The 23,601-nt window shown below is 71.2% G+C and carries 23 protein-coding genes; 5 read left to right on the top strand and 18 right to left on the bottom strand.

Going from position 1 to position 23,601, the window contains the following annotated elements; translation table 11 throughout:
• Nucleotides 1-116: 116 nt before the first annotated feature.
• Both treY and glgX read right to left on the bottom strand, forming a co-directional pair.
• Nucleotides 117-2,471, bottom strand: a complete 2,355-nt coding sequence (gene treY, locus ACFRKB_RS17635; RefSeq protein WP_383106758.1) for a malto-oligosyltrehalose synthase — start codon at nucleotides 2,469-2,471, stop codon at nucleotides 117-119.
• Between the two features lie 185 nt (nucleotides 2,472-2,656).
• Nucleotides 2,657-4,777: a glycogen debranching protein GlgX gene (gene glgX, locus ACFRKB_RS17630; RefSeq protein WP_365972834.1), complete on the bottom strand. Its 2,121-nt coding sequence runs from the start codon at nucleotides 4,775-4,777 to the stop codon at nucleotides 2,657-2,659.
• Nucleotides 4,778-5,207: 430 nt separating this feature from the next.
• On the opposite strand from glgX, the gene ACFRKB_RS17625 reads away from it, so the two are divergent.
• On the top strand, nucleotides 5,208-6,440 hold the full coding sequence (locus tag ACFRKB_RS17625; RefSeq protein WP_365972835.1) for an SAV2148 family HEPN domain-containing protein: 1,233 nt from the start codon (nucleotides 5,208-5,210) through the stop codon (nucleotides 6,438-6,440).
• A gap of 146 nt (nucleotides 6,441-6,586) precedes the next feature.
• Nucleotides 6,587-7,297, top strand: coding sequence for a 3'-5' exonuclease (locus ACFRKB_RS17620; RefSeq protein ID WP_383106757.1), 711 nt, complete (start codon nucleotides 6,587-6,589; stop codon nucleotides 7,295-7,297).
• A 166-nt stretch (nucleotides 7,298-7,463) separates the two neighbouring features.
• Here ACFRKB_RS17620 and ACFRKB_RS17615 read toward each other — a convergent pair whose 3' ends face one another.
• A complete protein-coding gene (locus tag ACFRKB_RS17615; RefSeq protein ID WP_383106755.1) occupies nucleotides 7,464-8,336 on the bottom strand; it encodes a phosphotransferase enzyme family protein in 873 nt (290 codons plus the stop codon).
• A gap of 186 nt (nucleotides 8,337-8,522) precedes the next feature.
• On the opposite strand from ACFRKB_RS17615, the gene mgt reads away from it, so the two are divergent.
• The 3 genes from mgt (at nucleotide 8,523) to ACFRKB_RS17600 (ending at nucleotide 11,012) form a co-directional block, all read left to right on the top strand.
• Nucleotides 8,523-9,734, top strand: coding sequence for a macrolide-inactivating glycosyltransferase (gene mgt / locus ACFRKB_RS17610; protein ID WP_383106754.1), 1,212 nt, complete (start codon nucleotides 8,523-8,525; stop codon nucleotides 9,732-9,734).
• Between the two features lie 371 nt (nucleotides 9,735-10,105).
• Entirely contained in the window at nucleotides 10,106-10,654 is a 549-nt protein-coding gene (locus ACFRKB_RS17605; RefSeq protein WP_383106752.1) for a DUF1697 domain-containing protein, read from the top strand.
• Entirely contained in the window at nucleotides 10,647-11,012 is a 366-nt protein-coding gene (locus ACFRKB_RS17600) for a nuclear transport factor 2 family protein (protein ID WP_383106751.1), read from the top strand. Before ACFRKB_RS17605 ends, ACFRKB_RS17600 begins: the two co-directional genes overlap by 8 nt.
• Nucleotides 11,013-11,043: 31 nt before the next feature.
• On the opposite strand, the gene ACFRKB_RS17595 is transcribed toward ACFRKB_RS17600, so the two are convergent.
• From ACFRKB_RS17595 to ACFRKB_RS17525, 15 genes are all read right to left on the bottom strand, one after another.
• Nucleotides 11,044-11,310: a DUF1876 domain-containing protein gene (locus ACFRKB_RS17595; protein WP_383106750.1), complete on the bottom strand. Its 267-nt coding sequence runs from the start codon at nucleotides 11,308-11,310 to the stop codon at nucleotides 11,044-11,046.
• A gap of 153 nt (nucleotides 11,311-11,463) precedes the next feature.
• Nucleotides 11,464-12,315, bottom strand: coding sequence for a DUF4253 domain-containing protein (locus ACFRKB_RS17590; protein ID WP_383106749.1), 852 nt, complete (start codon nucleotides 12,313-12,315; stop codon nucleotides 11,464-11,466).
• 13 nt (nucleotides 12,316-12,328) lie between these two features.
• Nucleotides 12,329-13,114, bottom strand: coding sequence for a hypothetical protein (locus ACFRKB_RS17585; protein WP_383106747.1), 786 nt, complete (start codon nucleotides 13,112-13,114; stop codon nucleotides 12,329-12,331).
• Nucleotides 13,111-13,728, bottom strand: coding sequence for an RNA polymerase sigma factor (locus ACFRKB_RS17580; RefSeq protein ID WP_365972844.1), 618 nt, complete (start codon nucleotides 13,726-13,728; stop codon nucleotides 13,111-13,113). The genes ACFRKB_RS17585 and ACFRKB_RS17580 overlap by 4 nt, the downstream gene beginning before the upstream one ends.
• A gap of 111 nt (nucleotides 13,729-13,839) precedes the next feature.
• Complete coding sequence (locus ACFRKB_RS17575; RefSeq protein WP_383106746.1) at nucleotides 13,840-14,613, bottom strand: sirohydrochlorin chelatase; 774 nt, start codon at nucleotides 14,611-14,613, stop codon at nucleotides 13,840-13,842.
• A gap of 85 nt (nucleotides 14,614-14,698) precedes the next feature.
• On the bottom strand, nucleotides 14,699-15,655 hold the full coding sequence (locus tag ACFRKB_RS17570) for an ABC transporter permease (RefSeq protein WP_383106744.1): 957 nt from the start codon (nucleotides 15,653-15,655) through the stop codon (nucleotides 14,699-14,701).
• Nucleotides 15,642-16,433, bottom strand: coding sequence for an ABC transporter ATP-binding protein (locus ACFRKB_RS17565; RefSeq protein WP_383106743.1), 792 nt, complete (start codon nucleotides 16,431-16,433; stop codon nucleotides 15,642-15,644). Before ACFRKB_RS17565 ends, ACFRKB_RS17570 begins: the two co-directional genes overlap by 14 nt.
• 46 nt (nucleotides 16,434-16,479) lie before the next feature.
• Nucleotides 16,480-17,589 (bottom strand): aliphatic sulfonate ABC transporter substrate-binding protein, encoded by a 1,110-nt coding sequence (locus ACFRKB_RS17560; RefSeq protein ID WP_383106742.1) that lies wholly within the window; start codon nucleotides 17,587-17,589, stop codon nucleotides 16,480-16,482.
• A gap of 254 nt (nucleotides 17,590-17,843) precedes the next feature.
• On the bottom strand, nucleotides 17,844-19,217 hold the full coding sequence (locus tag ACFRKB_RS17555) for a sulfate adenylyltransferase subunit 1 (protein WP_383106741.1): 1,374 nt from the start codon (nucleotides 19,215-19,217) through the stop codon (nucleotides 17,844-17,846).
• Nucleotides 19,218-19,219: 2 nt separating this feature from the next.
• On the bottom strand, nucleotides 19,220-20,158 hold the full coding sequence (gene cysD / locus ACFRKB_RS17550) for a sulfate adenylyltransferase subunit CysD (protein WP_383106739.1): 939 nt from the start codon (nucleotides 20,156-20,158) through the stop codon (nucleotides 19,220-19,222).
• Entirely contained in the window at nucleotides 20,155-20,781 is a 627-nt protein-coding gene (cysC, locus tag ACFRKB_RS17545; protein ID WP_383106738.1) for an adenylyl-sulfate kinase, read from the bottom strand. Before cysC ends, cysD begins: the two co-directional genes overlap by 4 nt.
• On the bottom strand, nucleotides 20,778-21,479 hold the full coding sequence (locus ACFRKB_RS17540; RefSeq protein WP_383106737.1) for a phosphoadenylyl-sulfate reductase: 702 nt from the start codon (nucleotides 21,477-21,479) through the stop codon (nucleotides 20,778-20,780). Before ACFRKB_RS17540 ends, cysC begins: the two co-directional genes overlap by 4 nt.
• Nucleotides 21,476-21,652: a hypothetical protein gene (locus ACFRKB_RS17535; protein WP_165371890.1), complete on the bottom strand. Its 177-nt coding sequence runs from the start codon at nucleotides 21,650-21,652 to the stop codon at nucleotides 21,476-21,478. Before ACFRKB_RS17535 ends, ACFRKB_RS17540 begins: the two co-directional genes overlap by 4 nt.
• The gene (locus ACFRKB_RS17530) at nucleotides 21,649-23,346 is read right to left on the bottom strand and encodes a nitrite/sulfite reductase (protein ID WP_383106735.1); all 1,698 of its coding nucleotides are present in this window, start codon (nucleotides 23,344-23,346) and stop codon (nucleotides 21,649-21,651) included. The genes ACFRKB_RS17535 and ACFRKB_RS17530 overlap by 4 nt, the downstream gene beginning before the upstream one ends.
• A gap of 139 nt (nucleotides 23,347-23,485) precedes the next feature.
• On the bottom strand, nucleotides 23,486-23,569 hold the full coding sequence (locus ACFRKB_RS17525; protein ID WP_326614601.1) for a putative leader peptide: 84 nt from the start codon (nucleotides 23,567-23,569) through the stop codon (nucleotides 23,486-23,488).
• Nucleotides 23,570-23,601 lie beyond the last annotated feature (32 nt).

The following is a 23,601-nucleotide window of genomic DNA, read 5'->3' as shown; positions in this document are numbered from 1 at the left end:
AACGGTGAATGGGAGCGCTCCCAATTCGGAACGTAGCGCGGCCGGCCCACTCTGTAAACGCTTCGTGTACGGAAGAGCGTGTACGTCAGGGCGTCCACGTAAAGAGCACGGGACCGTCAGCCGGCCGTCAGCAGCGCCACCGGGTACGGGTCGAGCAGTTCCGCGAGCCGCGGCGCGCCCGACACCTCACGCCCCGTCAGCACCTCGCGCCAGCGGCCGGGCGGCAGCGCCAGTTCCGTGGAGCGCCACCCTCCCGAGCGCTCAAGTCCGTACGGCAGCCGCGTCGTTACCGTGATCACCCGACCCGATCTGACAAAGGCCAGACAGTGCGAGGAGGCGGGCCCGGCCGCGGGCAGCGGGGCGTACGTCCCCGACTCGCCGAAGAGCTCGGGCCGTTCGGCGCGCAGCCGGAGCGCCGCCGTCGTGATCACCGTCTTGTCGTCCGGCGGCCCGGTCCTGAACGGGTGCCTGTTGTCCGGGTCCACCAGCGCGAAGTACGCGCGCTCCGTGCCCTGGTAGAGATCGGGCACCCCCGGCATGGTCAGCTGCACCAGCGCCGCGCCCAGCGCGCTGGCCCGCGCGTACGGACCCAGCGCGCGGGAGAGCGCCGCGACCGTACGCCGCGCGGGGCCGGCGGGACCGGCCTCCACGAACGCGGCCACCGCCTGCTCGTACAGCGGCTCCGCCTCCGTCCAGCTGGTGTGCAGCCCGGCTTCCCGTACGGACTTCAGCAGCGCGGGCACCATCCGCGAGCCCTCCGGGAGGATGCCCTCGGCGGCCGGGGTGAAGCCCACCGCCGTCTGCCACGCCTGCCAGGCCACCTGCGGATCCGGCGCGGGCACCGGGACCGCCCCCGCCAGCTGCTCCAGCAGCTCGTCCCAGCGCTCCGGGCACTCGGACAGGACGGCGATCCCGGCGCGGACGTCCGCGCTCCGCTTGGTGTCGTGCGTGGTCAGTACGGTGCCGGTGGCCGGCCAGTCGCGCGCCAGCCGGGCGCAGTACGCGTGGAACCGCTCCGGGCTCACCGCGGGACTGCCCGGATCGCCGCCCACCTCGTTCGCGGAGATCAGCGGCACATAGCGGTAGAACGCCGTGTCCTCCACCGACTTGGCGCGCAGCGCGGACGCGGTCTGGGCGAAGCGCGCGCAGAAGGCCGTATGGTCCGGGCCCGTACCGAGCCTGCCGAGGGCCAGCTCCCGCACCACGTCCACGGCCGTCGCCTCCCGCTCCACCGGGAACACTGCCTTCGCCTGCCGTGCCGCCTCCGCCGGGACCGCCGCCTCGGCCTCCTCGGGGCAGGGGCCGCCCGCCGTGGTGTAGGGGCGGTAGACGGGGACCCGTACCAGCAGCTCCCGGATCGCGGTGCGCAGCGCCCATGGCGCGTGGTCGCGCAGCGCGGGGTCGGCGGCGCAGACGCGCTGCGCCGTACGGACCAGGGTGGAGATCTCGGCGGCCAGTTCATGGAAGACGACCTTGTACGCGGCCCGGCGCACCGTCCCCTCCCAGTAACCGCCCCGGTCCCCGACGGGCGCGGCGATATCGCGGTAACGGACCTCCAGCGCCTCGGCGCCCACCGGGTCCGTGAACACCCCGTCGATATGGCGCAGCGCGTCATAGCCGGTGGTGCCGGCGACCGGCCACCCGGCGGGCAGCACCTCGTCGTCGGCGAGGATCTTCTCCACGACCGTCCAGCACTGCCCGGCCGTCGCCTCGTGCAGCCGGCGCAGATACTCCTCCGGGTCGGCGAGACCGTCCGGGTGGTCGATACGCAGCCCCTGGACGACTCCGTCCCGTACCAGCTCGATGATCTTGGCGTGGGTGGCGGCGAACACCTCCGGGTCCTCCACCCGGAGACCGATCAGCTCGGAGATGGTGAAGAAGCGGCGGTAGTTGAGCTCGGTACGGGCCAGCCGCCACCAGGCGAGCCGGTAGTGCTGGGCGTCGAGCAGCTCCGGGAGCCCCAGGTGTTCGCTGCCGGGCGCGAGCGGGAAGCGCTGGTCGCCGTGGTGCAGCACCCCGCCCTCGACGCTCAGCCCGCCCGCGTCCAGCTCCTCCCCGATCGGCCCGGCCAGCACCGGCAGCAGCAGCTTGCCGTCGCCCGCCGCCCAGTCGATGTCGAACCAGCGGGCGTACGGCGAGTCCCGGCCCTCGCGCAGCACCTCCCAGAGCGCCTTGTTGTGCCGGGGCGCGGCGGCCATGTGGTTGGGCACGATGTCGAGGACGATCCCGAGACCGTGCTCCCGGGCCCGGCCGGCCAGCCGCCGCAGCCCCTCCTCGCCGCCCAGCTCGGCCCGTACGGCGGAGTGGTCGACCACGTCATAGCCGTGTGTCGAGCCCGGCACGGCCTCCAGGACGGGCGACAGATGCAGATGCGAGACCCCGAGCGCGGCGAGATACGGGACGGCCTTGGCGGCGGCCGAGAACGGGAAGTCCGGCTGGAGCTGGAGCCGATAGGTCGCGGTGGGAGTCATACGATCGTACGTACCCCGCTTCTCGGTATGTGTGTCATCCGGGATCCGTACGTATCCGCCGGTCGAAGACGGTCGGCGGCGCTCCGTGATCCCTCCGGCCACTGGAACACCGCGGGGGCGGCGCGGCAACCGGATGTCCCGTACGCGCCGCCCCTGGGTCCTGTCCTGGGGATCTGACGACGCGGCTACGCCGGCCGCATCAGTACCGTCATACTGCGGCCGATCATGGGGATCCGCTCGCCCCCGTCGACCTTCTCGCCCTGCCCCGGAGTGACTCCCTCCGGCCGGGCGGTGTCCACCATGATCTGCCACTGCTCGCCGTGGTTCACCGGCACCACGAACTCCAGCTTCTCGGCGCTCGCGTTGAACATCAGCAGGAACGAGTCGTCCGAGATCCGCTCACCGCGCGGACCCGGCTCGGAGATCGCGCCACCGTTCAGAAAGACCGTCATGGCCTTGGCGTGCGCGGCCTGCCAGTCCTGCTGGGTCATCTCCTCGCCCTCCGGCGTGAACCACGAGATGTCCGACAGATCGTCGTGCGTGCCCTCCACCGGGCGCCCGTGGAAGAAGCGCCGGCGCCGGAACACCGGATGGTCGCGCCGCAGCCACACCATCGCCTGGGTGAACTCCAGCATGGTGGTGTCGGTCTCCGCGCCCTTCTCCGGCCAGCGGACCCAGGAGACCTCGTTGTCCTGGCAGTACGCGTTGTTGTTGCCGCCCTGCGTACGGGCGAACTCGTCGCCATGGCTGAGCATCGGAACGCCCTGCGAGAGCATCAGCGTCGCGATGAAGTTCCGCATCTGGCGGTTGCGCAGCTCCAGGACCTCGGGGTCGTCGGTGTCGCCCTCCGCCCCGCAGTTCCAGGACCGGTTGTGGCTCTCGCCGTCCCGGTTGGACTCGCCGTTGGCCTCGTTGTGCTTCTCGTTGTACGAGACGAGATCGTGCAGCGTGAAGCCGTCATGACAGGTGGTGAAGTTGATGGAGGCGAGCGGCCTGCGCCCGTCGTCCTGGTACAGATCGGACGAGCCGGTCAGCCGGGACGCGAACTCCGCCAGCGTCCTGGGCTCACCCCGCCACAGGTCCCGTACGGTGTCGCGGTACTTGCCGTTCCACTCCGTCCACAGCGGCGGGAAGTTCCCCACCTGGTAGCCGCCCTCGCCCACGTCCCACGGCTCGGCGATCAGCTTGACCTGGCTGACCACCGGGTCCTGCTGGACGAGGTCGAAGAACGACGACAGCCGGTCCACCTCGTGGAACTGACGGGCCAGCGTCGCCGCGAGGTCGAAGCGGAAACCGTCGACATGCATCTCGGTCACCCAGTACCGCAGCGAGTCCATGATCAGCTGGAGTACGTGCGGGCTGCGCATCAGCAGGGAGTTACCGGTCCCCGTGGTGTCCGTGTAGTAGCGGGGATTGTCGGCGAGCCGGTAGTACTGCGCGTTGTCGAGACCGCGGAAGGAGAGCGTCGGACCGAGGTGGTTGCCCTCCGCCGTGTGGTTGTAGACGACGTCGAGGATGACCTCGATCCCCGCGCGGTGCAGCGCCCGTACGGCCTGTTTGAACTCCAGGACCTGTTCGCCCCGGTCGCCCCAGGAGGCGTACGCGTTGTGCGGGGCGAAGAAGCCGATCGTGTTGTAGCCCCAGTAATTGCCGAGGCCGGCGTCGACCAGCCGGTGGTCGTTGACGAACTGGTGCACCGGCATCAGCTCCAGCGCGGTCACTCCCAGCTCCGTCAGGTGTTCGATCACCGCGGGATGGGCGAGTCCGGCGTAGGTGCCGCGCAGCTCCTCGGGCAGCTCCGGATGGAGCATGGTCAGGCCCTTCACATGGGCCTCGTAGAGCACCGTGCGGTGATAGTCCGTACGGGGCAGCCGGTCGTCGCCCCAGTCGAAGTACGGATTGACGACGACGGAGGACATCGTGTGGGGGGCCGAGTCCATGTCATTGCGCGAGTCCGGCTTGCCGAAGTGGTAGCCGTACACCGACTCGCCCCAGTCGATACTGCCGCTGATCGCACGCGCGTACGGATCGAGAAGCAGCTTGGCGGAGTTGCAGCGGTGTCCGCGCTCCGGCTCATAGGGGCCATGGACCCGGAAGCCGTAGCGCTGACCGGGCATGATGCCCGGCAGATAGGCATGCCGTACGAAGGCGTCCGTCTCGCGCAGCTCCACCGCCGTTTCTGAACCGTCGTCGTGCAGCAGGCACAACTCGATTCGGTTGGCGGCCTCTGAGTAGACCGCGAAGTTGGTACCGGCGCCGTCGTACGTGGCGCCGAGGGGATACGTCTGTCCCGGCCAGACCTGCATAGATACGACTCTTCCATTTCTGATCCGGGTGCTGCGGGGCTCTTGAGCCAGATCTTCCCCGAAAGAAGGGCAACCACCTAGGAACCCGATGAGTTCTTGCCTCTTCTTGCCGGTTCTCGGCCGGGGCGGCGCCGGCGCGGCCCCAGCGCGGCCCCAGGGAAGGGGCCCGGCGTCAACCTCGCGTGACGGGCCGTCGCCGGGATCGCGGCGACGGCCCCGGCTGTCCCGCGCGTCTCCCCGAGTCCCGGCGGACCCGGGCGCGTACCAGGTCCAACCGCTATGAATCACCTCACTCCGGCTGATCTCGACGCCGGGAACAAGCCTCACGAATAAGGGAGTTGGGAAAGGAGCCTGTGCATCCTGCTGCACCGCCTCCGGGATGCGGAGTACCCTTCCTTGATCGTTGAAGGGGAGAGAAGGCGGTGCGCGGGTGAGCTCGGGAGGGCTGGAGTTGCCCCCTGGTGACGCAGGTCATACGGGGGAATCCGGCGACATCCCGCCCGGAGCGGTCTCCCTCGCGCGACCGATGGAGATCGGGGCGGAACTGGAGTGGGGCGCGGACGCCTGGAGTGAGGTGCGTACGCGCGCGCAGCGGGCCGGACGCGCCTATATCTGGCTGAATCTCGTGGAACAGCGACTGCGCGCCGTGGTCGCCGCCGTTCTGCGGCCCATCTACGAGCCCGTGCACGGCGAGGAGTGGGTGGTCGCCGCCGCCGGACCCGCCGGACAGGAGTGGGTGCAGCGCGCCGTCGCCGTACGGGAGGTGTCGCGGCGCAAGGGGTATCTGCTCGACCCGGCCGACGACAACGTCCTGAGCTTTCTCACCCTCCCGCAGCTGCGGGAGCTGATGGTCCAGCACTGGCCCTGCTTCGAGCCGTATTTCGACGACCGGCGGGATGTGGAACTGGCGCTGGACGAACTGGAGGTCGCGCGCAACGTCGTCTCGCGCAACCGCGCGCTCTCCGAGACCGTCCTCGCCCAGGCGGAGCGGGCCTCGGCCCGGCTCCTGGAGATCCTGGGCGCCGGCAGCGGGGTGCCCTCGGCGGCGCGGCTCCGGGTCGACGCGGTGGAGGATCTGGTCGGCGACCGGTACGCGGACGTGGTCTCCGTGCACCCCGACCGGGTGAGGCTGCAACGGCAGATCCCGGCCGAGGATCTCTTCGGCGGCGCCCGGCGTGTCGACGCCATCGGGATCGGGCTGAACCTGCTCGTACAGAACTTCTCGGGACGGCGGCTGATCCGGCTCGCCGAATCGGGCTGCCGGATACGGCTGGTCTTCCTCAACCCGGCGAGCAGCGCGGTCAAGCGCAGGGAGCGCGAGCTGGGGCTCAAGAAGGGCGAGCTGAGCCGGTCGGTCGAGATGAACATCCTTCATATGCGCCGGGTGCGCTCCAAACTGCGCGATCCGGGCGCCTTCGAGATCCATGTCTTCGACGAGACCCCGCGCTTCACCGCGTATCTCGTCGACGGGGACGGCCCCGACGGGCTGGCCGTCATCCAGTCCTATCTGCGCCGGGCCCGGGGCATGGAGGCGCCGGTGCTGGTGCTGCGGGGCGGCGGGCGTGAGGTGGTGCGCACGGGGCAGGACTCCGAGCACGGTCTCTTCCAGACCTATCGCGAGGAGTTCGAGTCGGTCTGGTCCGACTCCCGGCCGGTCTCCTGAGCCGGCGGCCGGAGCCGGGAACAGGGCCGGCAACGAGGCCGGCGACGGGGCGGGGAGCCGGGGCCCGTGCCGGGCACTGTCAGTGGTGCGTGGCAGGGTGAAGGTCCAACGGGGGAAGCACCACCGCGTCATGAGGGAGGGCCACGATGACTTGGCATGGGGAACCACTGGTCGGTTTCGATCTGGAGACGACGGGCACCGAGCCGCTGGAGGCGCGGATCGTGACGGCCGCGGTGGTCGAGGTGCGCGGCGGTGAGGTGATACGGCAGCGGAGCTGGCTGGCCGACCCGGGCATCCGGATCCCCGCCCAGGCGTCCGCCGTACATGGCATCAGCAGTGAACGGGCCTCGGCGGAAGGCCGTCCGGCGCCCGAGGTGGCGGCGGAGATCGCCGGGGTCCTCGGCGGGTACTGGACGCGCGGGGTGCCCGTCGTGGCGTACAACGCGCCGTTCGATCTGACGCTGCTCTCCGCCGAGTTGCGCCGGTACGGACTGCCGCCGCTGGGGCCGGTCGGGCCGGTGATCGACCCGTATACGATCGACCGCGCCGTGGACCGCTACCGCCGCGGCAAGCGCACGCTGGAGGCGGTGTGCGCGGAGTACGGCGTGGTGCTCGACGCCGCGCACGACGCGGGCGCGGACGCGCTGGCGGCCGTCCGGGTGGCCACGGCGATAGCGGAGCGGCATCCCTCGGTGGCCGGGCTGACCCCGGCGCTGCTGCATGAGCGTCAGATCGGCTGGTATGCCGAGTGGGCGGCCGACTTCCAGAAGTTCCTGCGGAAGAAGGGCAACGCGGACGCGGTGATCGACGGGATCTGGCCGCTGCGCGAGCCGGTGGCCGAGCCCTCGTCCCGCTGACGCCGTGTGAGACGGACTCACGTGTCCAGGGCCGTCGGCCACCCATACCGTGCGCGTGCGGCCGACGGACGGTGAGGTCGTCGCGGCGCGACAGGCTGTCCGGTCCGTCGCGGTCGTCCTCCCCCGGGGAAGGGGCGCGTGCCGGACCGGTGGGCCGGTGGGCGGGTCAGAACGGGTACCAGCGGACCTCGGGATCGTCGTCGCGCAGCGAGGCGACCCGGCGGCGGAACTCGTCGAGGGCCCTGGGGTTGGCCGGGGCGTGCTGGGCCACCCAGGCGCAGCTGGCCGTCTCGCGGGCGCCGCGCAGGACCGGGCAGCCCGGCCATTCGCGTACGTCCCAGCCGTAGACCGCCGTGAAGGTGTCGTATGCCTCGGCGGGCAGACCGTACCGGTCGCGGGAGAGCGCCATGACCACCAGGTCGTGTTCCCTGAGGTCCGAGGAGAAGGTCTCCAGATCGACCAGGACCGGGCCGTCCGGGCCGACATGGACATTGCGCGGCAGCGCGTCGCCGTGGATCGGCCCCCTCGGCAGCCGGGGGACGAGCGTGGCCGCGGCCTCGGCGAAGCCGTCGCGACGGCCGCGCAGATAGTCGGCGTCGGCCGGGTCGATCGCGTCCCCGGCGATCCGCAGCCAGCGCTCGACACCACCGAGCAACTCCCGGCGGGGAAGCGCGAGCAGCGACGGGTCCGGGACCGGCAGGGCGTGCACCAGCCGCAGCAGGGACGCGAGATCGCCGGGCCCGGCGGGCCGTACGGCGGCCGGCAGCCGGTGCCAGAGCGTCACCGGATGACCGTCCACCGACCGCGCCTCCGGCTCGGCCGCCCGTACGGCCGGAATCCCGCACTCCGCGAGCCAGGACGCGAGGGCGACCTCGCGCCGCGCCCGCTCCAGCAGTTCGGGGTGGGCCGTCGCGTCCCGGCCGACCTTGACGACCAGTCCGGCCGTGCCGAACACCGCGTTCTCCCCCAGGGCCAGCAGCTCCGCGTCGCGCGGCAGCCCCGTCGCGGCCAGGATCCGCCGCGCCCGCGCCTCGTCCATCGATGTCTCTCTTCTGCTCGCTTCTGCTTCTGGTGACCGCGTCCGGTGACCGCTTCTGGTGATCGCGGCCGGTGTTCGCGGCCGGTGATCGCGCCCGCCCGGCAAAGTCTCGCACTCGTGAACGCGTGCGGGTTCCGGGCCCCTATTGAGTTGCACGAGACGTATCGTCTCGTCTACGGTCGATCCATGACCGCATCGAAGCGTGCCCATATCGCCATGTTCTCCATCGCTGCCCACGGGCATGTGAACCCGAGCCTGGAGGTCATCCGGGAACTGGTCGCCCGGGGGCACCGCGTCAGTTACGCGATCCCCGCCTCCTTCGCCGCGAAGGTCGCGGCCACCGGCGCGGAACCGGTGATCTACACCTCCGTACTGCCCGGCCCCGACGACGATCCCGAAGCCTGGGGCACGGAGCTGATCGACAACCTGGAGCCGTTCCTCGACGACGCCGTCCAGGCGCTGCCACAGCTGGCCGAGGCGTTCGACGGCGACCGCCCCGACCTGGTCCTCGGCGACACCACCTCCTTTCCGGCGCCCGTGCTCGCGCACCGCTGGGGCGTTCCGTATCTCCAGTTCTCGACGCACATGGTCGCCTGGGAGGGGTACGAGAAGGACGTCGCCGAGCCCATGCTCGCCGAGCTCGACGCCTCCGAGCGCGGCAGGGCGTACCGCGCGCGGTTCCAGGAGTGGCTGGACGAGCACCACATGGACCACACCGACCCGGACCGGCTGGTGGCCAGGCCCGAGCGTTCCCTCGTACTGATCCCCAAGGCGCTCCAGTACAACGCGGAGGCGGTGGACGAGTCCGTGTTCACCTTCGTCGGCGCCTGTCAGGGGGACCGCGCCGAGCAGGGGGAGTGGCGGCGGCCGGCCGGGGCGGAGCGGGTGCTGCTGGTCTCGCTCGGTTCGGCCTTCACCAGGCAGCCCGCCTTCTACCGGGCGTGCGTCGAGGCGTTCGGCGATCTGCCGGGCTGGCATGTCGTCCTGCAGATCGGCGCGTACGTCGAGGAGGCGGAGCTGGGCGACGTACCGGCCAATGTGGAGGTGCGCCGCTGGGTGCCGCAACTGGCCGTCCTCAAGCAGGCCGACGCGTTCATCACCCACGCGGGCGCCGGCGGCAGCCAGGAGGGGCTGGCGACGGGCACGCCGATGGTCGCGGTCCCGCAGGCCGTTGACCAGTTCGGCAACGCCGACATGCTGGTCGCGCTGGGCGTGGCCCGCCGTCTCGACACGGAGGCGGCCACTCCGGAGGCCCTGCGCGCGGCGGTCCTCGCCGTGGCCTCGGACCCCGAAGTGGCCGGGCGGCTGGGGGAGATCAGGCGCGAGATGGTGAAGGAGGGCGGTACGCGACGGGCGGCGGACCTGATCGAGGAGGCCCTGCCGACGGACGCGGCCTGAACGGCGCGTGCGGCGGGGAGGCGTTGGCCACTGAACCGCCGTCCCGGGCACCCTGTTTGGGCATGGGCGGGATCGAGCCGGATCGGCACCACCGGGCAGGACGTCGCCGACGCGGGACGAGGAGGCCGTCACGGTCGCCTCGTCCACCGAGGCCGACGGCCGGCCGGGCTGCTCAAGATCATCGAGTGGCCCGGGCCCACCCGGCATGTCCGGTCCGTCACTCGGTGTGCACGGTGTGTCACCCGGTACGCCCGGTGCGCCCGGTGCGCCCGGTGCGTCCCGCGGGCTCAGCGCGTCCGGCGGCCGTCGCACTCTCCCCCGCCGGAGCGCGGCGGCCGTCGCGCCGCGCCCTCCCGTCCTATCGTGTGCTCATGAGCACGACGTACGCCGCCCTCCTGCGCGGGATCAATGTGAGCGGCCACCGACGGGTCCCGATGGCCGACCTCCGTGAGCTGCTCACGGAGCTGGGCCACGGCGATGTCCGTACCTACCTCCAGAGCGGCAACGCCGTCTTCACCAGCGCGTCGGACGACGAGAGCGCCCTCGGCGCCACGCTGGAGCGCGCCATCGAGCAGCGCTTCGGGTTCACCGTCGACTGTCTGGTGCGCGGTGCCCCGTATCTGCGGGCCGTCACCGATGCCTGCCCCTTCCCGGCGCACACGCTGGCGGGCAAGCAGCTCCATCTCATCTACTTCTCCGAGCCGGTGGGCCCCGAACGGCTCGCGTCGCTCGACCCGGCCGCGTATCTCCCCGAGGAGTTCCGGCTGGGCGACCGCGCGCTGTATCTGTACGCGCCGGACGGCCTGGGCCGCTCGAAGCTCGCCGGAGCGCTGGCCAGACCGGCCCTGTTCAAGGGCGTCACCGCCACCACCCGCAACTGGAACACCGTACTCAAACTGGTGGAGCTCACCCGTGACTGACCGCACGTCCGCGATCTCCGCCGCCATCCGGGCCGAACTGCGGCTGCTCGACCGGTCGGTACGGTCCTCACCGGCCCTTCTCGCGGAGCTTCTCCACCCGGACTTCCGGGAGTTCGGCGCCTCGGGCCGGGAGTGGGACCGCGCCTCGCTCATCGCGATGCTCACGGAGCAGGGCGGGACCCCGGCGCCGCCGCCGATCACCACCTCCAAGATGCGGGGCGTGCGGCTCGCCGCCGATGTGGTGCAGCTGACCTACGACAGCGACTCCAACGGCCGCCGGGCCCACCGCAGTTCACTGTGGCGGCTGAAGGACGACCGCTGGCTGCTCTTCTTCCACCAGGGCACGCTGTTCGACTAAGCCCTGTCCGGCGGAGCACGGCCGGTCGTTGTCACCTCCGGGAGGAGTCCGCGGGGCCCGCCAGCTCGACGATGTCGTCGGAGGCGACATCATGCAGGCGGATGGCCAGATCCTCCAGCGCGCGGCTGGCGGCGAGTTCGTCGCCTATCTCGGGTACGGTCCGGTCGATCGGATTGCGCCGGGCCATGCCTCTGCCCGCGAGACGTGAGGTGTCCTGGGTGGTCAGGACGGCATCGGCCTTCGTCTCGTTGCCCTCTTCCGTGATGTGGATCTGCACGGTCCATTCCTTGGATTCCATGGCTATCACCTTCCGCTCTTTCGAGTCTCCGGACGGATGAGCGCCATGAATAGGGCCGAACGGTACCGGCGGGGTGCCTCGGGCGGCCGGACCGGACCTGGCGCCCTTGATCACCGTCACCGCGCCGTCACTCAGTCCCAACCGCGCCGTCACTCAGTCCCACCAGAACGACCAGACGGGCTCCTCGCGCAGATGCACGGAGTACCGGGGGAACGTCTCGCTGAAGCTCTGGTAGATGTTGGCGGGGCAGAGCAGCAGATGCTCCAGTGCCACGTGCACGGACTGCTCGGGGCCGGTCGGTGGGGCCGCTACGGAGACGTAGAGCGTCGAACCCGTCATCCCGAGCACCCGCGCGCCGAACCGGTCCTCCCAGGTGCGCAGAACGGCCGAGAGGACGGCGGGGCGCATATGGGTCGCCGAGCCGGGCCAGCCGGCCAGTGCGGGGATGTCGGCGCTGCGCGCGGTGGCCACCAGGCTCAGGTGCTGGCGTCCTTGCGGGAGCCGGGGGCAGGTGTCGGCGACGGCTCGCCGGGCCGCGGCCTCCGGGTCGGGGATCTTCGCGGGTGCCGGAGCGAGTCCCGGCCATGACTCGTACGGCGGGCCCGGGTCGTACCGGGGCTTGTGGCGGGTCCGCCGGTACTCCTCCCATGACGTCGCCAGCCACTCCTCCCCGTCGACGGCGTCGACATCGGCGCTCTCGCAGGGAGCCGGGCCGCTGTCCGGCCATCCCAGGAACACCGGCCGCAGGCCCGTAGCGTCCTGCCGCTCCTGCACCACGCCCCACCAGTGGACGATGTCGTCCACCGGCTCGTCGGAGAGCCACATCACGGAGCCGCCCGGCTCGTCGCGGGGGACGAACCGGCCCGGAGGCAGCTCGTCCGGTAAATCGGCCGCCCAGTCCGGCGCCGCGCCGGTCACGCGCCCCGCCTCGTTCTCGTACGCACTGGATCCCCTTCTGTCCGGCTTCCCCGAATGACCCAGCGCGGGGCGGGCCCGGATCGTCACGCCGGGACCGTTCTCAGGAGGTCTTCTGCTGCTGCCCCTTGCCGTTCTCGGCCGGGCCCTTCCCGGGCTGGTCCTCCGGTTCGTTGTCCGGCTTGTCCTCCGGCGTCTTCTCCGGTGCGTTCGCCGATGTGTTCTCCGGTCTGGGCCCCGGGGAGGGTGTGTACCCCAGGAGGGCGGCGCAGTACGCGGGTACGTGCTCCTCGCCGCCCGCCGCCTGGACGAGGCGCTGCCAGGCCGTCGCGTTCAGGGCGTTGCCCCGGGAGGTGACCTTCTCGAAGTTGCGGCAGTGCGCCTCGGTGGCCCTCGACCGGGGAGAGGAGCCCAGCGGGGTGTCGTCGGGTGAGGCGCTGACGGACGGGGCCGACGCGGAGGACGACGGCGTGTACTCGGCGGAGGGTCCTCCGGGGCCGCCGGAGTCGGTGGTGGGGGCGGGGGGCGAGGCGGTACTCGGCGGGGGACTCTCCGGACTCTTGACGGGGCGGGCGGAGATGTGGGGCACGCCGAACGTGGCGACGGCCACCCCGCCGAGGGTGAGGCTCGCGAGCAGCGCGCCCGCCGTGGCGCGCCAGGCGCGTGCGGTGAACCGGCGGGGGCGGTGCGGGCGCCAGTCGTCCCTGCGACGGGTGCGTGCGGTGAGTCCTCCCGCGTCGCGGGCGGCCCGGAAGGCCGCGAGGGCCTGGTCCTGTGGCTCCTGGGCGGGGGATTCCGCGCGTACGGCGGCGGCGAGGATGGCCTCGACGGAGGGTTCGTGCGGTGCGCCGCCCGAATCGCCCGTGCCGCCCGACTGGTGTGTGTTCATCTTGACTTCCCCAGCGTGGGAGCGGACTCATCCGTCACAGTCGGTACGCGCAGCCGCTGCGCGAGCCGTTTGAGGCCGCGGTACGCGGCCGTCCGTACGGCGCCCGGACGCTTGGCCAGGACCCGGGCGGCGGCGGGACCGTTGAGTCCGACGACGACACGGAGCAGTACCGCCTCCGCCTGGTCCCTGGGCAGTTCGGCGATGAGCGCGAGCGCCTGCTGGGTCGAGATGGTTTCGAACGCCTCGTCCTGGGTGCTGTGGGCGCCGGGCAGTTCGAGTAAGTCCTGCTCGAAGGCGGAAGGCCGCGGTCTGGCCTTCTGCCTGCGCAGATGGTCGAGCGCGCGGTGCCGGGCGATGGTCGCCGTCCAGCCCCGGAAGCCCGCGCCGTCGCCGCGGAAGCGCCCCAGATCGCGGGCGATCTCCAGCCATGCGTCGGCCGCCACATCCTCCGCCTCGTCCCCGACCAGCCCGCGCAGATAACCGAGCAGTCCGGGCTGGACCAGACGGTACGCGATGGCGAAGGCGGCCTCGTCCCCTTCCTGGGCACGCGAGACCGCCGCCCCCAGTTCCTCGTCGTGCTGGTGGGCGCGGCGGCCCTCGCCTGCCTGTTTCAAAGCTTCCCTATCCGTGCCGGTACGGCACAGTCCCCCCCGTGCCACTGCCTCTCACGATGATCAGCGCACGCGAGCACAGGAATGTCACAGGTGCCCCGCGAACCGCGTGGCCTACGCGGGACGCGCCAGCGGCGTGAGACGTGCCGGCGCCGACGCCCTCTCGTCGTACCGGCGCAGCAGCAGCCGCGCCAGCTCGGGGGCGGCGCCCAGCACCCCGGCCAGCACCTCCGCGCCGCCCTCCCGGGCACCGGCCGCGATGCGGTCCGGCAGGAAGCCGGGGGCGATGACGTACGGGGCCACGGCGACCCGCCGTACGCCCTCCGCGCGCAGGGCGCGCACCGCGTCCTCGGTGCGGGGCAGTGATGCGGAGGCGAACGCGGGCCGCACGGCGCACCAACCGGTGTGCCGCCACTCCCGCGCGATTTCAGCGATCACCGCGATCGCCTCCGGGTCGGAGGAGCCCGCCGAGGCCAGGACGACCCCGGTCGAGCCCTTGTCGGCGGGGGTGAGCCCCGCCTCGTACAGCCGCCGCTCCAGCACGGCCGTCAGCAGCGGCGAGGGGCCGAGCACCTCGGCCTGCCGGATCCGCAGCAGCGGGTGGCGGGCCGACGCCTCGCGCAGCACCGCCGGGATGTCGGACGTGGCGTGGAAGGCGCGCGTCAGCAGCAGCGGCAGGGCGATCACGTCCCGTACGTCCTCCAGCGCCAGCCGGTCCAGCAGCCGGGGCACGGACGGGGCGTTGAAGTCCAGGAATCCGGTCTCCACACGCAGCCCCGGCCGCAGCGACCGCAGCCGCCCGGCGAGGGCGTGCACGGTCGCGGCGTGCCGGGGGTCGCGGCTGCCGTGGGCGATGACCAGCAGTACAGGAGGGTGCGCGTGGTTCATGGGGTGCCTGGAGTGTCCGGAGTCTCTGGAGTGTCCTGAGTCTCTGGGGTGGCCGGAGTACGAGTGGTGCGTGTGGCGCATGGGATCAGCTCTTCACCAGGAGACCACGGCCGCGCAGCACGCGTCGCTCCAGCGGGCTGAAGATCAGCAGGTCGATGGCGATACCCACGATCAGGATCAGGAAGATGGCGAGGAACACCATCGGCATACTGCCGACCGTGCGGCCGTTCTCCAGCAACTGGCCGAGCCCCACACCGAGATCGGGCGAGGACGCGATGATCTCCGCGGCCATCAGCGAGCGCCAGGAGAATGCCCAGCCCTGCTTCAGCCCGGCCAGATAGCCGGGCAGCGCGGCCGGCATGACGATGTGCCAGGTACCGCGGAGCCCGGTGGCGCCGAGCGTACGCCCGGCCCGCAGGAAGAGCGGCGGCACCTGGTCGACGCCTGAGACAAGTCCGTTGGCGATCGAGGGGACCGCGCCGAGCAGGATGACCGCGTACATCATCGAGTCGTTGAGCCCCAGCCAGATCACGGCCGGCGGCACCCAGGCCACCGACGGCAGCGACTGGAGTCCGGAGAGGATCGGGCCGATGGCCGCGCGGATGAACCTCACCCGGGCGACCAGCAGTCCGAGCGGCGTGCCGATCACCAGCGCCAGCAGGAAGCCCAGCAGACCGCGCGACACACTGGTCCAGATATAGCCGAGCAGGGTGCCCTGCGCCCAGGCGTCGGACACCTCGGCCCACACCGCGCCGGGCGAGGGGAGCTTGTAGTCGTCGGTGACCTTGGCCCAGACGAGGAGCTGCCACACGACCAGCACCAGCGTGATGGCGACGACGGGCGGCAGCACCTTCCGGACGAGCGTCTGGCGCAGTGGCGTACGCCCGGTCTGTACGGTGTCCAGCGCGTCGAGTCCGGCCTCCAGGCCGGCCATGTCGCCGTGCGGCGAGCTGTCCGTCCGCGAGCTGTCCTCCGGCGAGGCGTCCCCCGGCGACGTGCCCTTCGGCGACGTGTCCTTCCGCGTCGTCTCAGTGCTGGCCATGGCGGCGGATCTCCCCACGCAGTTCTTCGGTGATCTCGACGGACAGCTCCGCGACGGCGCTGTCCTCGATACGGCGCGGCTGCGGGATCTCCACCCGCCACTCACGGGCCACCCGGCCGGGGCGCGACGACAGCAGGACGACGCGCTGCGCGAGCCGTACCGCCTCGCGCACGTTGTGCGTGACGAAGAGGACCGACAGGCCCGTCTCCCGCCAGATCCGGGTCAGCTCGTCGTGCAGGACGTCCCGGGTGATCGCGTCGAGCGCCGCGAACGGCTCGTCCATCAGCAGGAGCCGGCTGTCCTGGGCGAGCGCGCGGGCCAGCGCGACCCGCTGCCGCATCCCGCCGGACAGTTCGTGCACCCGCTTGCCGTACGAGCCCTCCAGCCGTACGAGGCCGAGCAGCCGCTCCGCCTCGCCGCGCCGCTCCTGCTTGGGCACACCGCGCAGCCGCAGCGCCAGCTCGATGTTCTTGCCCGCGGTCAGCCACGGGAACAGCGCGTGCTCCTGGAACATCAGGGCGGGCCGGCCGCCCGGGGTCTCGATGGACCCGGCGGACGGCCGGTCGAGTCCGGCGACCAGACTGAGCAGGGTCGATTTACCGCATCCCGAGGCTCCCAGGAGGGTGACGAACTCGCCCGGTGCGACATCGAGTGTGATGTCGTCCAGGACGAGCTGCTGCCCGGCCGGTGTCGCGAAGGACTTCGAGACATGCGCGATACGGGCGGCGTGGTCCACCGCCGGGGTGCTCTCGGCGGCCTTGGCGAAGGTTGTGGCCATGGTCGTCACCTCCTGGGAACGGGTGGATTCGGTCCGGGTCCTGGGCTTACCGGGCGCCGAGACCCGCGTCGGCCACCTCGGGCTGACCGGCGGCCTTGAGCACCTTGTTGAGGGGCCCCAGGTCGTAAATGCCGTTCAGGTCCGGCTTCTTGAGTAGTCCGGCCTTGACCGCGTGATCGGCCTCCGCCTGGAGCGTCGCGGCCAGCGGGTCATTGGTGATCTGGATCGACTGCCACGCCGGGTCGAGGACCTCGGGCGGCAGCGCCTTGCCGGAGAGCGTCTTCAGCGCCTGGTTGGCGGACGCCTTCGCCTTCTCCTCGTTGGCGTTGATCCACTCGTTGGTCTTCACCGAGCCGCGCAGCACGGCCTCGACCACGTCCGGATGCTCGCTGAGGAACGTCTGCGACACGATGATGTTCGTGATCACGAACTTCTTGTCCGGCCACAGGTCCGACTCGTCGAGCAGCACCTTGGCGCCCTCCGCGACCAGCTTGGACGCGGTCGGCTCCGGCACCCACGCGCCGTCGATGGAACCGGACGTGTAGGCGTCCGGGGTGATCTTGTTGTCCGTACGGACGACGGAGACATCACCCTTGCCGGACTGGGCGTCGACCTTCCAGCCCTTCTCGGAGATCCAGTTGAGGAACGCCACGTCCTGCGTGTTGCCCAGCTGCGGGGTGGCGATCTTCTTGCCCTTGACGTCGTCCAGGGTCTTGATCTTCGCCGGGTTGACGACGAGCTTCACCCCGCCCGACGCGGAGCCGCCGATGATGCGCAGGCTCTTGCCGTCGGTCTGGGTGTAGCCGTTGATGGCCGGCGAGGGGCCGATGAAGCCGATGTCGATGCTGCCCGCGTTGAGCGCCTCGATCTCGGAGGGGCCCGCGTTGAAGGTCGAGGGCGCCACCTTCGTACCGCCCAGCTCCTTCTGGAAGAGACCCTCCTGGATCCCGACCAGGGCGGTCGCGTGGGTCAGGTTCGGGAAGTAGCCGATCTTCACCGTGTCGGCGGAGAGCGCCTTGCCCTCGGCGGCCGGGGCGGCGCTTTCGCTCTTGTCCGCCTCGGCGCCGTAGCCGCAGGAGGTGAGTGCGACGGCGAGCAGCGGCAGTGCGGCCGCGAGGGTGAGTCCGCGGCGGGCGGTGGTGCGGGAGACAGACACGGGAGGGGTTCCTCTCGTTGGCCCGGTGCTCACGCCCTTCTCACGGAGGCGGGGGCGCGGCCGGGACGTCGGCAGGTCTTCGGCGGAACGGGTCGTGCGGGTACGGCGGGTGGGGGGTGCGGGCGCGCGTGCGGTGCGCGTACGTCATCGCGCACATCGCGCCACCCCGCCCGTTCCCGCGCCGAGGGCGCCGCTGCCGACCCGGCCGCCCTCCTTCGCGAACGTCCCGAAGACGTCGTGGACCACCGGGGTCATCAGAAGTCCCAGCCCTCGTCGTCGGCGGCCGGGGCCGCGTCGGGCGCGGTGGCCGGGGCAGCCGCGTCGGCGAAGGCGTCGCCCGCCATGCCGGCGCTCAGCGTCGTACCGTCGGCCGGGTCGATCAGCAGGAAGGAGCCGGTGTGCCGGGAGTCGGCGTAGCTGTCGAGCGCGAGCGGCTCGGCGGTACGGACCTTCACCCGCCCGATGTCATTGGCGACGAGCTGTCCGGGGGCCGGGTGCTGGGAGAGATCGTCCAGCGTCAGCCGGGACGGGATGTCCCGCACGATCGCCTTGACCGTACGGGTGGTGTGCTTCAGCAGCACCCGCTGTCCCACGGTCAGCGGCCGGTCGGCGACATGGCAGACCGTCGCCTCGACGTCCTGGGTCGTGGCGGGCGCGTCGTCGGACGGCACGATCAGATCGCCGCGCGAGACGTCGATGTCGTCGTCGAGGAGCACGGTGACGGACTGCGGGGTCCAGGCGATGTCCACCGGCCTGCCCAGCAGATCGATTCCGGCGATCTTCGACGTACGGCCCGACGGCAGTACGGTCACCTCCTCGCCGACCCGGAACGTACCGGCGGCGATCTGGCCCGCGTACCCGCGGTAGTCCGGGTGTTCCGCGCTCTGCGGGCGGATCACGTACTGCACCGGCAGCCGTGCGTGGCAGGTGGTCAGATCATGGCTGACCGGGACGGTCTCCAGATGCTCCAGCACGGTGGGGCCGCCGTACCAGTCCATGTGCGCGGACGGCTCCACGACATTGTCACCGGCCAGCGCGGAGATCGGGATCGCGGTGATCTCAGGGACGCCCAGGGACGCCGCGTACGCCGTGAACTCCTCGGCGATCGCGGCGAAGACGGGCTCCGCGTAGCCGACGAGGTCCATCTTGTTGACGGCCAGGACCACATGCGGCACCCGCAGCAGGGCGGCCACCGCGGCATGGCGGCGGGTCTGCTCGACCACGCCGTTACGGGCGTCCACGAGCACCACGGCCAGCTCGGCGGTGGAGGCCCCGGTCACCATGTTCCGGGTGTACTGCACATGCCCGGGGGTGTCCGCGAGGATGAACCGCCGCCGGGGCGTGGCGAAGTAGCGGTAGGCGACATCGATCGTGATGCCCTGCTCGCGCTCGGCCCGCAGCCCGTCCGTGAGCAGCGCCAGGTCGGGCGCCTCCTGGCCGCGGCTGCGGGAGGCGTGCTCGACGGCCTCCAGCTGGTCGGTGAGCACCGACTTGGAGTCGTGCAGCAGCCGGCCGACGAGCGTGGACTTGCCGTCGTCGACGGAGCCCGCGGTGGCGAACCGCAGCAGTGTGGTGGCCGACAGCCGCTCCGCGAACTGCTCCGTGGCGGTGTTGCTCGTGCTCGTCATGGCTAGAAGTACCCCTCGCGCTTGCGGTCTTCCATCGCGGCCTCGGACATCTTGTCGTCGGCGCGGGTCGCGCCGCGCTCGGTGAGCCGGGAGGCGGCGATCTCGGCGATCACCGCGTCGAGCGTGGTGGCGTCGGAGTCGACGGCGCCCGTGCAGGACATGTCACCGACCGTGCGGTAGCGCACCAGCCGCTTCTCGACGGTCTCGGACTCCTTGGGGCCGCCCCACTCCCCGGCGGTCAGCCACATGCCACTGCGCCGGAAGACCTCCCGCTCGTGCGCGAAGTAGATCTCCGGGAGCTCGATCCCCTCGCGGGCGATGTACTGCCAGACGTCCAGCTCGGTCCAGTTGGACAGCGGGAAGACCCGGACATGCTCGCCGGGGGCGTGCCGGCCGTTGTAGAGGTGCCACAGCTCGGGCCGCTGACGGCGCGGGTCCCACTGCGAGAACTCGTCGCGCAGCGAGAACACCCGTTCCTTGGCGCGGGCCTTCTCCTCGTCACGCCGGCCGCCGCCGAAGACCGCGTCGAACCGCTCGGCCTGGATCTTCTCGGTGAGCGGCACGGTCTGGAGCGGATTACGGGTGCCGTCGGGCCGCTCGCGCAGCTTCCCCGCGTCGATGTACTCCTGTACGGACGCGACATGCAGCCGCAGTCCGTGCGCGGCCACCGTGCGGTCGCGGTAGGCGAGCACCTCGGGGAAGTTGTGCCCGGTGTCGACATGGAGCAGCGAGAAAGGCACCGGCGCGGGCGCGAACGCCTTCAGCGCCAGACGCAGCATGACGATCGAGTCCTTGCCGCCGGAGAAGAGGATCACCGGCCGCTCGAACTCGCCCGCCACCTCGCGGAAGATATGCACCGCCTCGGACTCCAGCGCGTCCAGATGGCTCAGCGCGTACGGGGCGTCCGTACCCTCGGTGACGGCGGCGACGGTGGTGGTCACGCGAGACCCCTCTCGGTGAGCAGCGCGTGGAGCGCGGCGGCGGACTCCGGTACGGACTGGGTGTGCGACTCGATCCGCAGATCGGGCGAGTCCGGCGCCTCGTAGGGGTCGTCCACCCCGGTCAGCCCGGAGATCTCGCCGGCCGCCTGCTTGGCGTACAGCCCCTTCACATCGCGTACGGAGCACACCTCGACCGGCGTGGCCACATGCACCTCCAGATACCCGGTGCCCTCGCTCTGATGGCGCTTGCGCACCGCCTCACGGCTGTCCGCGTACGGTGCGATCACCGGCACCAGCGCCTTGACGCCGTTCGACGCGAGCAGTTCGGCGACGAAGCCGATGCGCTGCACATTGGTGTGCCGGTCCTCGCGGCCGAAGCCGAGGCCCGCGGAGAGGAACTCCCGGATCTCGTCGCCGTCGAGCACCTCGACGCGGTGGCCCTCGGCGCGGAGCCGGTCCGCCAGCGCGTTGGCGATGGTCGTCTTGCCGGCGCTCGGCAGTCCGGTGAGCCAGACGGTGGCGCCCCGCTCCGTCGTCCCCGCCGTGCCGGTCGTCTCCGGTGTCCCCGTTGTCCCTGTCGTCTCCGGCACGCGTGAACGCCCCTCCTCCTGACGGCCCGTCATCCGTGCAGCCCGCACTCGGTCTTGGCGCGTCCGGCCCAGCGGCCGGCGCGCGCGTCCTCGCCCTCCCGCACCCGGCGGGTGCAGGGGGCGCACCCCACGGAGGCGTAACCGTCCGTCAGCAGCGGGTTGGTGAGCACTCCGTGCTCGGCGACATACGCGTCCACATCGTCCTGAGTCCACCGGGCGATCGGTGAGACCTTGACCTTGCCGCGCTTCTCGTCCCAGCCCACGACCGGGGTGCTGGCCCGGGTCGGGGACTCGTCACGGCGCAGTCCGGTGGCCCAGGCGTCGTACTCCGCCAGGCCCTCCTCCAGGGGCGCGACCTTGCGCAGGGCGCAGCACAGATCGGGGTCGCGGTCGTGCAGCCGGGGGCCGTGCTCGGCGTCCTGCTCGGCGACGGTCCTGCGCGGGGTGAGCGTGCGGAGACGGACGTCCATCACCGCCTCCACCGCGTCCCGGGTGCCGAGGGTCTCGGGGAAGTGGTAGCCGGTGTCGAGGAAGACCACATCGACACCGGGCCGTACCCGGGAGGCGAGATGGGCGACCACCGCGTCCTCCATCGAGGACGTCACACAGAACCGTGCGCCGAAGGTGTCGACGGCCCAGGTGAGGATCTCCAGGGCCGAGGCGTCTTCGAGCGCGCGGCCCGCACGCTCGGCGAGGGCCCGGGGATCGCCGGTCTCCGTCGGTGCCGTCATATCTCTTCGCCTCCATCGCTCCGTTGGAGTCCACGGGACAGCAGCCCGAGGAACTTCAACTGGAAGGCGCGATTGCATGCCGCGCATTCCCAGGCGCCATGGCCCTGTTCGTTCGGCCGCAGGTCCTCGTCGCCGCAGTACGGGCAGTAGAAGGGGGCAGCGCGCTCGCTCACGACAGCGCCTCCTCCGACGCGCGGGCCGCCCAGGTGGCGAAGCGCTCGCCGTCCTCGCGCTCCTTCTGGAAGCGCCCCAGCACCCGCTCGACATAGTCGGGCAGCTCCTCGGAGGTGACCTTCAGACCGCGGACCTTACGGCCGAATCCGGCCTCCAGGCCCAGCGCGCCGCCCAGATGCACCTGGAAGCCCTCGACCTGATTGCCGTCCTTGTCCAGCATCAGCTGGCCCTTGAGACCGATGTCCGCGGTCTGGATACGGGCGCAGGCGTTCGGGCAGCCGTTGATGTTGATCGTGATCGGCTCGTCGAACTCCGGGATACGGCGCTCCAGTTCGTCGATGAGCGTGGCGCCGCGCCGCTTGGTCTCGACGATCGCCAGCTTGCAGAACTCGATACCGGTGCAGGCCATCGTGCCGCGCCGGAACGGTGACGGGCTGACCCGCAGGTCCAGCGCCTCCAGACCGGCCACCAGCGAGTCGACCCGGTCCTCCGTCACATCGAGGACGATCATCTTCTGCTCGGCGGTGGTACGCAGCCGGCCCGAGCCGTGCGCCGCCGCCAGTTCGGCGATCTTCGTCAGCGTGGCGCCGTCGACCCGGCCGACGCGCGGCGCGAAGCCGACGTAGAAGCGGCCGTCCCGCTGCCGGTGCACCCCGACATGGTCCCGCCAGCGGTGTACGGGCTGCTCGGGCGCGGGTCCGTCGATCAGCTCGCGCTTGAGGTACTCCTCCTCCAGGATCCTGCGGAACTTCTCCGCGCCCCAGTCGGCGAGCAGGAACTTCAGCCGGGCGCGGGTGCGCAGCCGTCGGTAGCCGTAGTCACGGAAGATCGAGATGACGCCGGTGTAGACGTCGGGGACCTCGTCCAGCGGGACCCAGGCGCCCAGGCGCTGGCCGATCTTGGGGTTGGTGGAGAGCCCGCCGCCCACCCAGAGATCGAAACCGGGGCCGTGCTCGGGGTGGTGCACGCCCACGAACGCGATGTCGTTGATCTCGTGCGCCACGTCCAGCAGCGGCGATCCGGAGACCGCCGACTTGAACTTGCGCGGCAGATTGGAGAAGTCGGGGTTGCCGATGATCCGGCGCTGGATCTCGTCGATCGCCGGGGTGCCGTCGATGATCTCGTCCTCGGCGATCCCGGCCACCGGCGAGCCGAGGATCACCCGGGGGGTGTCACCGCACGCCTCGGTCGTGGAGAGCCCCACCGCTTCGAGCCGGTTCCAGATCTCCGGTACGTCCTCGATCCGGATCCAGTGGTACTGGACGTTCTGCCGGTCGGTGATGTCGGCCGTCCCGCGCGCGAACTCCTGCGAGATCTCGCCGATGACCCGCAGCTGCTCGGTGGTCAGCCGGCCGCCGTCGATCCGTACCCGCAGCATGAAGTACTCGTCGTCCAGCTCCTCCGGCTCCAGGATCGCGGTCTTGCCGCCGTCGATCCCGGGCTTGCGCTGGGTGTAGAGGCCCCACCAGCGCATCCGGCCGCGCAGATCGTTGGGGTCGATCGAGTCGAACCCGGCCTTGGAGTAGACGTTCTCGATGCGCGCCCGCACATTGAGGCCGTCGTCGTCCTTCTTGAACTGCTCATTGCCGTTCAGCGGAGTGAAGTGACCCACGGCCCACTGGCCCTCGCCGCGGTGACGGCTCACCTTGCGGCGTGGCGTGGCGCTGGAGGGCTGTTCCGGGGTGGCGGCCATGGCGGATACGTCCTTCGAGACATGCGGGAGGGCGGCGCTGAGCCGCGCACCCGCGCGTGAGCGCGGCGGTGCGCGGCAAGGCCGGAGAAAAAAATCAGGGGGAGCGGGAGAGCGCTGAATCGCGGCGGTGCTGGGACTCTCAGCCCGCCGGACAGATGGCGCTGGACATGCGGCCGAGGTCGACGTGCAGCCGACTCACCAAGGCAATTCCAGCTCGGGACATGACGGAAGCGTGGCACGCAAATCTCCGGGCAG

The sequence above is a fragment of the Streptomyces scopuliridis genome, assembly GCF_042790125.1.
Taxonomy (GTDB): domain Bacteria; phylum Actinomycetota; class Actinomycetes; order Streptomycetales; family Streptomycetaceae; genus Streptomyces; species Streptomyces scopuliridis_A.
The sequence above is the reverse complement of the archived record's forward strand: the minus strand, read 5'-3'. Positions and strand labels throughout refer to the sequence as shown.